This is a genomic window from Dapis purpurea BLCC-M126 (assembly GCF_050015975.1).
Lineage (GTDB): Bacteria > Cyanobacteriota > Cyanobacteriia > Cyanobacteriales > Microcoleaceae > Trichodesmium.
Genome location: NZ_JBNHER010000322.1, coordinates 1 through 12,496 on the forward strand (window position 1 = coordinate 1; position 12,496 = coordinate 12,496).

Annotated in this window: 3 protein-coding genes; 2 read left to right on the forward strand and 1 reads right to left on the reverse strand. The window is 37.7% G+C overall.

What is annotated here, in order from left to right; all coding sequences use genetic code 11:
- Positions 1–325: 325 nt before the first annotated feature.
- A complete protein-coding gene (locus ACP6PL_RS29660; protein WP_426548959.1) occupies positions 326–5,569 on the reverse strand; it encodes an nSTAND1 domain-containing NTPase in 5,244 nt (1,747 codons plus the stop codon).
- A 740-nt stretch (positions 5,570–6,309) separates the two neighbouring features.
- Between ACP6PL_RS29660 and ACP6PL_RS29665 the strand changes: the two genes are divergently transcribed.
- Both ACP6PL_RS29665 and ACP6PL_RS29670 read left to right on the forward strand, forming a co-directional pair.
- The gene (locus ACP6PL_RS29665; RefSeq protein WP_426548960.1) at positions 6,310–10,287 is read left to right on the forward strand and encodes a WD40 domain-containing protein; all 3,978 of its coding nucleotides are present in this window, start codon (positions 6,310–6,312) and stop codon (positions 10,285–10,287) included.
- Positions 10,288–11,025: 738 nt separating this feature from the next.
- On the forward strand, positions 11,026–12,297 hold the full coding sequence (locus tag ACP6PL_RS29670; RefSeq protein WP_426548961.1) for a phthiocerol/phthiodiolone dimycocerosyl transferase family protein: 1,272 nt from the start codon (positions 11,026–11,028) through the stop codon (positions 12,295–12,297).
- The last annotated feature ends 199 nt before the right edge of the window (positions 12,298–12,496 follow it).

Genomic DNA, 12,496 nt, shown 5'->3' on the forward strand with positions numbered 1-12,496 from the left:
GTAGGGCTTCAGCCCGAAATCAAGGAGTGGGGCTAAAGCCCTACTACGAACCTAATTTTTCAACTCTTTCAATACCTCGGACGTAATCGGATTTTCACCCTTTTTCAAAGTATCTATCCAACCTTTATTTGCTTGTAGTAGGGCTTCAGCCCGAAATCAAGGAGTGGGGCTAAAGCCCTACTACGAACCTAATTTTTCAACTCTTTCAATACCTCGGACGTAATCGGATTTTCACCCTTTTTCAAAGTATCTATCCAACCTTTATTTGCTTGTAGTAGGGCTTCAGCCCGAAATCAAGGAGTGGGGCTAAAGCCCTACTACGAACCTAATTTTTCAACTCCTCCAATACCTCCTCAGTAAATGGATTTTCTCCTTTTTTCAAAGTCTCTATCCAACCTTCAAATTTTGCCTTTTTCTCCCCATCTCCCATCGAATCTACATATACTTGAATATCCTCAATCGCTCCCTGATAATCCCCAGTTAATGCCCTCGCTAAACCATGAATGCGCCGAATCCCACCATCATCAGGACTCAACTGAACTGCTTTTTCACAGGCAAACATCACATCTTGAGCCTGATTATTTAAGCTGCCAAACTTACATAATTCTCCCCAATCATTAGCAGCTATTTCTAACTCTGAATCTAATTTTTGTGCTTCATTATAAAGACTAATTGCATCTTCTATTTTTCCCTCTTTTGCTAAATTTTTACCCTCTTCTACTTTGACAGGAGCAACAAACTTATTCGCCACAATTTCCGGTTTTGTTTCTTTAGCTTTTGTATCAGGCTCGAGGTCAATTTCTTCATCCAATTCTTGGGCGCGTTTCAAGATAGAAACTGCTGTTTTTATGTCTTCTTTTTCTCCTGTTTTTGCCAGCTTTTTAGCCTCTGCAATTAAACTACGATGAACCGGAAGTTGATCACAAGTTCTCTCATATTTATCCAACCCACTATTCATATACTGCTGCCACTCCTCCACTGTTAAATTCCGACTAAGACGACTACAAGCTTCTGCAATTAAATCTTTTGTCATTACCCAATGGACGCGGACGGTATTGTCAAAACTGGCTGTAGCAATGGTTTTGCCGTCCGGGCTAAAGGCTACTGCATTTACCCTGTCCTGGTGAAGTAGGGTAGCGAGGGCTTGGTTGGTGTCAGCATCCCACAGACGGGCAGTTTTGTCAGAACTTGCAGTAGCAATGGTTTTGCCGTTGGGGCTAAAGGCTACTGCCCATACCCTGTCCTGGTGGACTATGGTATTGAGCGGTTGGCTGGTGTCAGCATCCCAAAGGCGGACAGTATTGTCATCACTTGCAGTGGCAATAGTTTTGCCATCCGGGCTAAAGGCTACTGCATTTACCCAGTCCTGGTGGAGTAGGGTAGTGACTTGTTGGCCGGTTGTAGCATCCCAGAGGCGGGCAGTTTTGTCTTTACTTGCAGTAGCAATTGTTTTGCCGTCGGGGCTAAAGGCTACTGCAAATACCCTGTCCTGGTGGAGTAGGGTAGTGACTTGTTGGCCGGTTGTAGCATCCCAAAGGCGGACAGTATTGTCATCACTTGCAGTGGCAATGGTTTGGCCGTTCGGGCTAAAGGCTACTGCATTTACCCAGTCCTGGTGGAGTAGGGTAGCGATTTCTTTGCCAGTGTTCGCATTCCAGAGGCGGGCAGTATTGTCAGAACTTGCAGTAGCAATCGTTTGGCCGTCCCGGCTAAAGGCTACTGCTATTACTGTGTCCTGGTGGATTAGGGTAGCCACTTGTTCACCATTCTCAGCATTCCAGAGGCGAACAGTTTTGTCATCACTTGCAGTAGCAATGGTTTGGCCGTCCGGGCTAAAGGCTACTGACCAGACATTGGACTGGTGGAGTAGGGTAGGGAGTTCTGGGCTAGTGTCAGCATTCCAGAGGCGGGCAGTTTTGTCATCACTTGCAGTGGCAATTGTTTTGCCGTCCGGGCTAAAAATTACTGACCAGACATCGGACTGGTGGTTGAGAGTAACAATGTTTTCGCCAGTGTCAGCATCCCAGAGGCGGGCGGTAATTACACTTGTAGTAGCAATGGTTTTGCTGTCGGGGCTAAAGGCTACTGCATATACCGAGTCCTGGTGAGGTAGGGTAGCAATTTCTTGGCCAGTGTCAGCATCCCAGAGGCGGGCGGTTTTGTCATAACTTGCAGTGGCAATGGTTTTGCTGTCGGGGCTAAAGGCTACTGCTATTACCCAGTCCTGGTGGAATAGAGTCGCGAGTTCTTGGCCGGTGTTAGCATTCCAGAGGCGGGCAGTTTTGTCATTACTTCCTGTAGCAATGGTTTTACCGTCGGGGCTAAAGGCTACTGCCCATACATTGTCCTGATGTTTCAGGGTGGCGAGTTGTTGGCCGGTGTTCGTATCCCAGAGCCGGGCAGTTTTGTCATAACTTCCTGTAGCAATGGTTTTGCCGTCCGGGCTAAAGGCTACTGCCCATACTGTATCTTGGTGGAGTAGGGTAGCAATTTCTTGGCCGGTGGTAGCATCCCAGAGGCGGGCAGTTTTATCATCACTTGCAGTGGCAATTGTTTTGCCATCGGGGCTAAAGGCTACTGCTCTTACCCTATCCTGATGGAGTAGGGTAGAGAGTTCTTGCCCGGTGTCAGCATCCCAGAGGCGGGCAGTTTTATCATTACTTGCAGTGGCAATTGTTTTGCCATCGGGGCTAAAGGCTACTGCTCTTACCCTATCCTGATGGAGTAGGGTAGAGAGTTCTTGCCCGGTGTCAGCATCCCAGAGGCGGGCAGTTTTATCATTACTTGCAGTGGCAATGGTTTTACCGTCGGGGCTCAAGGCTACTGCATTTACCCCATCCTGGTGTAGTAGGGTATGCAGATGATCTGGTAGTTTAGTTAGTCCATTGCGGATAGCTCCATCGGCTGCTTTTTGGGGGATATCTAAAAACTGATCGCCGAAGAATTTCCTGACAACTTTCCTCCACCCAGACTCTCGCCATTTTTTAAATTCTTCGACTGTTTTCATTGACTGAACTCCCAACAAAACACTTGTATCATAACGGTTATAATTTCTGACAATCTCTGCTTGTGCTGCCATCTGACGAGTGAAGGATACTTCAGTATTATGTTGACTACGTTTAGCTATCCATTGCTGAACCAAAGCAAAAGCAGATACCCCAGTCATCAAAACTGAAAAAATCACCAAAATTTGATTCCGTCTTTGAGCTAACCTCCTAGCTTTTTGCTCTTGTTCAAATTCCCTTTTTTTCCGTTCTTTTTCTTCTACTTCCCAACGTTTTCTCAACTCTTGACTTGCTCTAACAAACTCATAAGCAAATCCATCTAACAAACCCATATCCCCATATTTTGTCACATATTCTTCTGCTTTTATTAACTGTCCTTCTCGCCATAACCAATCATCTTTTTCTCCTTGGTTTTTCCATTCTTTCGCATCTGCTTCTATCTTCCTTTCTAATGGCAAAGCCTCTTGATATTCTTCTACCCATTCCCTCAGTTTTTCCCAACTTCTAATTAATTCTTCGTGAATAACGTCTAATAATGTTCCTTTCTCTGATTTGTCTTTGGTAATTAGTCGATTATTAGGGTTAGCTAATTTATCACTTACTTCTAACAAAAGTTCTAAACTATGTTGTTCATTAGGCAATTCTTCTAAGATGACTCTTCTCCGAGTATCTGTAATTTTTCCCGAATTAACTGTTTGTTCTCCAGGCTGAACTAATTCTAAAAATATTCTCTTGGCAATAGACTTTTCCTCTTTAGTTAGACTTTCAAATACTTCATTAGCTTGTTTGGTTAAAGTACCTTTAATTCCACCTAACTTTCTATAAGTTGCCAGAGTTAAATATTTAGTTTTCTCCTCTCCTTGAGTTGCATATTTCCAAAGTACATCTAGAGTATATTGGAGCAGAGGTAAACTACCAGGATTTCGCAAAAAGTCTTGTGTCATTTGGGCTACTAATCCTGGTTCTACTCCCATCCCTACTAATTCGGCTGGCTTTTTTATTGCTTCCTCTATTTCTGATTTTTCCAGAGGGGTTACTAAGAATTGATGTTCTTTAATTTGAGTAGCTAAACCAGGATATTTTGAACATTGGTCGAGAAAATCTGCCCGCATTCCTAAGATTAAGCAAAGTTTGTTTTGAATAGTTTCATTTCTAAGAGCTTCTAAAAAACAATCGAAAAATTCCTGTCGTTTTTCGTGAGTTTCACAGAGGGTAAAAAATTCTTCAAATTGGTCGATTACTATGATGATTCTTTCTGTGTCTGCTGACTGAATAAAGTCGATTAATTTGGCTGTTAAATTCTCTGGTTTTTCTACTTCTATATTATCGGGATTATTGGGATTATTTGATTTCTGAGGTGCAGTTTTAGATCCCCCCCAGCCCCCCTTAAGAAGGGGGGAGTTTTGAATTTCTTCCTGTGTTAGGAGGGAGTCTTCACTTTCTAAGGAAGCAGCCTTCAAAGTCCCCCTTTCCAAGGGGGATTTAGGGGGATCTTCTATAATTGCCTGTTGTAGATTTTCCAGAGGTGTTGCAGTCGGAGTAAAAGGATTTAGATATTCCCATCTATCACTTCCTGATATTTTCTGCCCCCTTTTCAATTGATATAACAAACCTGCTCTTAATAAAGAAGATTTTCCACTGCCGGATGCTCCTAATATTGCCACAAAATTATTCGTTCTTACCTTGTCAATTAATTCATCTGTTAACCTAGTTCTGCCATGAAAAAATACTGCATCTTCTTCCTTTTCTGTGAAATAAGATAAAGCACGATAAGGAGGAGTATTTTGCCAACGTTCATCTACAGGTTGAGTCGGACTATTAGTTGTTAAAATAATCGCATTTCCTGAATTATGAAATACAGGAGCTTGAGCAGTATCTAGCATATTCTTTTTAATAGAATCTGCCAATATATAGTTAGTTACCCAACCATCTACAGAATTTTCTGGATTTAAACCTTTGAGTAATCTAGCCGTAAAAACACCTTGTTCTCCATCTATTTGTTCCACACTTGTTTCAAAGGAACGAGCAGCAGTAATAAAACAACGACTTACTTGTTTTCCCGTACCAGGATCTGCCTCTTGAAAGTTCAAAAATTCTCCGCTAAAACAACAGTCTAACCAAACTATTTGTGTTTTGACTGGACTATTTTTTAATAATTGTTTTAACCAATTTAAAGAAATACCATATTTCTCATTTTTGATTTGAGCATCACTGGTAGCTAAAAATCCTTCTTGAATTCCTCCTTTTTCTTTCAAATAACCATGTCCGGCAAAAAAGAGTAAAGCCACATCAGGAACTTCATTTTTTGATGGAGGATTAAATAAATTAATAATCCTTTTTTCTAGGTCATTAACTTTGACAAGACCATTAGGAACAAATCTAGCTTGACCTTCTTCGTTATAAGTTTTAGGTAAACGTTGTACATGAAACTTGCCGTATTTTTCTAACATTTCGGCGATCGCTTCAGCATCTTTGACGGGTGCTTTGAGGTTTAAATCTCCAGGTTTCTTTTTTTTGAGAAATGGGTAGGAATTAATGCCAACGACTAATGCTTCTCTATTCATAATTGTTAATTATCTACTAATAGTTTGGACAAAAAAATAAGGTTTAAAGCCTCCCTATGAGCTAGGGATACTGATAACTGATAACTGAAATGCTTCTCTATTCATAATGATTAATTATTTGCTAGGTCTATAGAAGTTATAATTAGAGTTCGTAGTAGGACTTTATCCCTATCTATAGTTCGGGCTAAAGCCCTACTACAAACAAAAACTTTTTAACCAATCCTCTTCTTTTCAAGAATAGGTAATTATTAATTGTTAATTGTTAATTATTAATTATTGAAGCACCATTTTTAATTAACCGGATATTATCATGGTGGTGCGTTACGACGGATTGTTAAATACCTTTGACAGCGAGTAATTAATGCCGTCTAATACCACTTTGAAAGCAGTAGGGGCGAATGGCCATTAGCTACGCACAACTTTCCTAGGGAATGCTCCGCATTCATGTCGGCTCTTAGCCGAAACGTTTTATATGTCGCGTAGCGAAACGCCCCTACCACTAACATCAAATCTGGATAATTAGTTATTGTAAGTCATTGCGACTGGAACGGAATGGAAGGAAGTAATCTCGTGCAACCCCTGAGATTGCTTCCTATCGTCGCAATGACGATTTTTCAGCCTGATTATATCTAATTTATTTTTGAAAATATAATAGTCGAGCAAAAGCTTAATTTTGAGTTAATTGGGATTGAAAGCTTATATCTGATAAAGTTGCTAGGATGAGGATACTCAATATAAATATGATACAAAAAAATCAAGAATACAATTATCAAGTAGGTAATTATTTAACACCAAATCATCCCACTTATGTCAGACGAGCGGCAGACCAAGAATTATTTAATGCTTTGAAAGCGGGTGAATATTGTTATGTATTAAGTTCTCCACAAACGGGTAAATCAAGTTTAAAAGTTAGGACAATTCAACTTTTACAAGCAGAAAATATTATCTGTATTGAGCTCGACATGACTAGAGTTAACAATCAACTTTTAACTCTAGAAGAATGGTATATTCAAGTAATTTTAACTTTAGAGAAAACTTTTATATTTCCTCGACATTTCCCGGAATTATGGTGGGAAGAAACAGCAGATATGGCTGCAGATGAAAAATTATTTATGTTTATTGAAGAAGTCTTGCTAGCCAATACTCAGAATGAAAGGATAGTAATTTTTATAGATGAAGTTAATGATGATAGTGTTGTTAATTCTGGTTGGGGTAGTTTAGGAGTATTACTGGATTATTGTCTCCAGGAAAGAGCAAATAATCCAGCATTTAAACGTTTAACATTTGCCTTGCTAGGGATAACAATACCTAATAATTTAGTAGATGTATGTAAACATATTGAACTTACTAGCTTCAAAATAGAACAAGTGGCCCATTTTGTGAACAGATTTGAAGGGATAGTAAAAAAGCCACTAAAAGTTATGGAAGAAATATTATTTTGGTCTGGCGGGCAACCATTTTTAACACAAAAATTATGTCAAATAGTTATTAATTATCTAGGAGAAAGAGGGGTAGAAGAAAATTATAATGATGTAGCTTTAGTAGAAGATTTAGTAAAAATTTGTGTGATAGAAAATTGGGATGCACAAGATTACCCTGCTCATTTCAACAAAATACAAAATCTGTTGCTGAGAAATATACAGAAATCTAAAAGTCATTTAGACATATATCAACAATTATTAAAACATGGCAGGTTAAAGCCACCTGGTGAAAATAATCAGAAATTTCAGAATGATGCGATCGCCAATAGTAAATGGGAGATAAAAGAGTTATTGAGGTCGGGGTTAGCAAAAATCAATCGGGGATTTTTAGAGGTATATAGTCCTATTTATGCAGAAATTTTTAATCAAGAATGGGTAGAAAAATCTCTAGCACAAATATCTCAATCTGTTCCTGTAGTTGATCAGGAAAAATTAGAGTTAAATGATTTGAATAGTCAGGAGCAAAGTTGGCAAAAAGAAGCAAATATTTCTAACTCGGAAATTCTAGAAAATCACAAAAATCATAGTAATGGTGTGATTAATCCAGAACAAAAAACACTAGGAAATCCCTTAGAGTTAAATGAGTTGAACAGTCAGGTGACAAATTTTCAACTAGGAGCAAATATTTTTGACTTGGTAAATCAGAAAAATCACAAAATTAATAGTAATTATGGAATTAATTTAGAACAAAAACAACTGGAAAATCCATTAGAGTCAAATGAGTTGAACACTCAAGTAACAAACTTGGATTTAGGAGCAAATCTTTCTGACTTGGAAATTTCAGAAAATCATAAAACTCATAGTAATAATCTGATTCAGTCACAACAGAAACAACTAGAAACGCCAAAACAAAAAAATACTCGTCAGAAAAATAAAATTAAACTACAGCAGCAACAGATAGAAACACCCAAACAAAAAATCAATAATCATCAAAATCCAAATAATCAAGTAAGTCGCAAAAAAGTTAAAAAATCCCCAAAACGTCAGAATAAAAAACTAAAAATAGGAGTAGCAGGATTAGCCATAGTATCAATAGTAGCTATAACTGGCGTTGCCTGGGCAACCAAACTTTTCCAAGATAAACAAAACCAACTTCAAAGAGCAGAATATCAACTAGAAAAAGCCAAATACGAACTACAAGAAGCACAAATAGGAACAAAATTAGAACGGCAAGGAATTAACTCTCTCAGACAATTTGAAAATGCACAAATAGAAGCATTACTATCAGCAATGCAAACAGGGAAAGAACTACAAGAATTAATTAAAGGCGATCGCCCACTCCAATATTATCCAGCCACAAGTCCGATATTTGCCTTACAACAAATTCTTAATAAGATTCACGAAAAAAACCAAATTCCCAACATCAAAAACATTGCCATAAGTCCTAATAATCAACTGTTAGCTACAGTCAGCAATGATGGTACAGCTAAACTCCTAAAATTCTCAGGTCAGCCTATTTCTCAGTTGAGAGGACATCAGGGGAAAGTCTCTAAAATTAAATTTGCTCCAGAAGGCGACCTTCTAGCTACAGCAGCAGACGATGGTACAGCTATAATATGGGATTTTCTGGGTAAGCAGCAAGTAGAACTAAAAGGCCATGAAGGTCAAATTTGGCAAATTACCTTTAGTCCCAATGGTAAACTGCTAGCTACTGCTGGAGAAGACGGCACTGCCAGAATTTGGGATATCTCAGGCAAGAAAATAGCTACTCTCAAAAAACATAAAGGTCGTATCTTAGATGTCACATTTAGTTCTGATGGAAAATATTTAGCTACTGCTGGATGGGATGGTACTGCCAGAATTTGGAGTCGATCAGGTAGACAGTTAGCCAGACTTAGGGGACATCAAGGTAGTGTAGAAAAAGTCATATTTAGCCCTGATGGAAAATATCTAGCTACTGCTGGATGGGATGGCACTATTAGAATTTGGTGGCGTCGTTCCGGTAAACTCCTAGCAAAACTTAAAGGTGGGGTATGGAATGTTAGCTTTAGTCCCGATAGTAAAAGGTTGGTTACGGCCGGAGAAGATGGAGCAGCTAATATTTGGGATGTTTCTGGCCAACTATTAGGGACACTTTCTGGACATCAAGGAATTGTCACCAGTGTCAGTTTTAGTCCCGATGGTCAACGTTTAGCTACAGCAGGTAGTGATGGTAGTGTGAAAATTTGGAACAATAATGGCAATTTGTTGACCAATCTTCAAGGACATCAAGGCCGGGTTTGGGAAATCAATTTTAGTTCTGATGGAGAATTAATATTAACTTTGGGAGAAGATGGTACTGGCAGAATTTGGGAATTAGGGGGTAATCACGACGCAAAAATTAAGGGTAATTCTGGTATTTTTAGGGCAGTAAGTTTTAGTCCAAATAATCAGAGATTAGCAACAGCGGCAGTTGATGGTGTTGCCCGTATCTGGGATATTTCTGGAAAGCCTTTAGCTCAATTCAATGGATATTTAGGTATGTTTGGCGATATGAGTTTTAGTCCTGATGGTCAACGCATAGCTACTGCTGGAGATAATGGCCAAGCAAGAATTTGGCAGGTTTCGGGAGAGGAATTAATAGAGTTTGAGGGTAAGGAGGGTAGGGCAAAACAGATTAGTTTTAGTCCCGATGGACAACGTTTGGCAACGGTGGGAGAAGATGGTGTTGCTCGCATCTGGAACAATTCTGGTCAGCAGTTGGCTGAGTTAAAGGGTCATAATGGCCGTGTTTTGGATGTGGATATTAGTCCTGGTGGGCAGTATATTGGTACTGCTGGAGAGGATGGCATTGCGAAAATTTGGGATAGTTCTTTTCAGCTTGTGTCAGAATTAAAGATTATTTCTAGTTGGGTTGAGAGTATTGGTTTTAGTCCATCAGGAGAGTATATAGCTACGGGAGATAGTAATGGAATGGTGAAAATATGGGATTTTTCGGGTAATCAAATTACTGATCTAAAAGGTCATATTGGTAGTGTGAAAAATTTGACTTTTACTGCTGATGGGGAACAGGTGATTAGTATGGGAAAAGATGGAATTGTGAGAGTTTGGGATATTTCTGGAAGACAAATAGCTCAATTTGAAAATGCAAAGGGTTTAAGTTTGGATGGTAAATATGTGGCAACTTTAGCGGATAATGATTTACAGTTGTGGCGCGTGAAAGGGTTAAATGATTTGTTAAAAAGTTCTTGTGATTGGCTGGAGGATTATTTTGTTACCCATCCACAGGTAAGAGAATTTTTAGAAGTTTGTGAGTAGTTTAATCAGTTATCGGTTATCAGTTTTTTTGATGAATTAAGTAAGGATTTGTTTAAGAAGGCTTATATTAACTGAAGAGCAACTTACTTTATGCTAGAAATTATCTGAAATATATCAATAATAATTGTTGATTTTAAGATAAGACGAGCTTCAATAATTGATAATTGATAATTGATAGTTGATAATTGATAATTACCTCTCCCTAAAAGGAAGAGGATTTAATAAAAGGAAAATTTTTTCTCTCTTGGTCGATTGGATATAGCATTTCGGCTAAGAGCCGACATGAAAAGCGTAGCGGCTCTGCAAAAGCGGGAAACCTCGCCATCCCATCCTAAGGTCATGCTCCGCAAAGACCGCTTGTTTATCCTTTAAAGAAGAGGCTTTAAACCTTAATTATTCGGTAATTATAATCTAGCTAAAAGGCTAAAATATGAGGCTTTTTTTTACATGATTCTCCAGGAAATACTTATGTTCAAAAAGATAATAATTCAGGATTAAGAGTTAACGTATAAACGGGGTTTGTCAAGGAAAATCCAGATATTAAAGTAAATATTTTAGCTTATAGCACTTGAAGCAAAGGTTAGAAAATTACTCAATAAATACTGAAACTCCGTCAGTGATTACTTCTAAATTCTGACTTCTGACTTCGTTATCAATTAAGTTTATTGATGAGGGTGTCTAATACTAAATATCAGGGATTTTTGCTATATATCCCTTACTATTATTTAGGAGAAAAATATGACTAATGATAGACCTCTTTTTAGTATAGAAAAAGGCTGGGAAGTTGTTCAGCGCGAAGCCAACACATTGCACGTTGTTGTAGTTGGTAAAATCAAAGGATTTCTTGATCAAGAAGTTTTAAGGCGATCGCTATTATTAGTTCAACTTCGGCATCCCCTATTAAATTCTCATATTGTCGGACCTTTGGATAACTTAATGTTTAAAACTGAAGGTACAGAGAAAATACCTTTAGAGGTTATTTTGAATTCCGAACCTGAATATTGGCAAACTATCTTTGTTAATGAATTAAACACAAAGTTTGAAAACCAAAAAGTCTTGCTCAGAGCAACTCTGGTTAAAGCAAGTGCAGAAAGTACAACTAATTATTTAATTACCAGAATTCATCATTCAGTCATAGATGCTATTTCTGCTGTTAATTTACATTCAGAAATTTTGAGTTTTTGTCAAAAAATTGTCTCACATAACCAAATTCCTGAAGTTGATAAATTAGCACACCCTCCCTCTATGGAAGAAATAATTGATGATTACCATATAGAAAATAATAATGCAGAATTATCAACATCAAGTCAACAAATAGATACCCTGCCTTTTGAAAAATATGTACCTCATCAACAGCGTACCTGTGGATTTATTCAAAAACAATTAAATCCAAGTTTGAGTCAACAACTGATTCAACGTTGTAAACAAGAAAAAGTTACTGTTCAAGGAGCTATTTGTTCGGCAATGATGTTGGCATTAGCTAAACATTTAGAGCCAGAAGATAAAGACTTTTATTTCAGTTGTCTTTCACCTGTAGAAATGAGGAGAAAAGTAAATTATCCTATTGGTGATGAACATATGGCTGTATTAATTTCTGCTTTAACTTGTTTTTACACAGTTAATCAGAAAATGTCATTTTGGGATTTGGCAAAACAAGCTACAGACCAAATTAAAGCAAAATTAAAAACACGAGAAATTTACAATGGTGTTTTTTCTTTTTGTCAAGCTTTAGAATACTGTTTAGAAAATCCTGAAAAAACTTCTAATTCTGTATTAGTAGCTAATATTGGCAAAGTGAAAATTCCATCTGACTATGGTCAGCTTGAGTTAGAAGAAATTAGTTTTGGTGCATCAATAAATATTTTTGGTAGCGTTTTTGATGTTAATGTTTCAACTTTTCAAGACAAAATAACTTTTAACTTTATATACACTAAACCTTTAGTTAGTCAAACTGTTATAGAAAAGCTAATTAAGGACTCAATGGAATATTTAGTAGTATCTTGTAGTTAAATTAGAGGTATAAGAGACTGTTTGTAAAAGGAATATTAAATCTAGGCATAGCGTGGATTAGGCGGCAATATTTATGCCGAGGAAGCAAACTCTTAATTATCCGCCGTAATACCATTTTGAAAAAAGAATATTACGAATAATAAGGACGATAAAAAGATTTTACCCAATTATTAATTATTAATAATTAAATAATTCTGGT

Excerpts from the sequence above, each read along its gene's own strand:
- ACP6PL_RS29660 (WP_426548959.1), bottom strand. The coding sequence starts at position 5,569 with ATGAATAGAGAAGCATTAGTCGTTGGCATTAATTCCTACCCATTTCTC.
- ACP6PL_RS29665 (WP_426548960.1), top strand. The coding sequence starts at position 6,310 with ATGATACAAAAAAATCAAGAATACAATTATCAAGTAGGTAATTATTTA.
- ACP6PL_RS29670 (WP_426548961.1), top strand. The coding sequence starts at position 11,026 with ATGACTAATGATAGACCTCTTTTTAGTATAGAAAAAGGCTGGGAAGTT.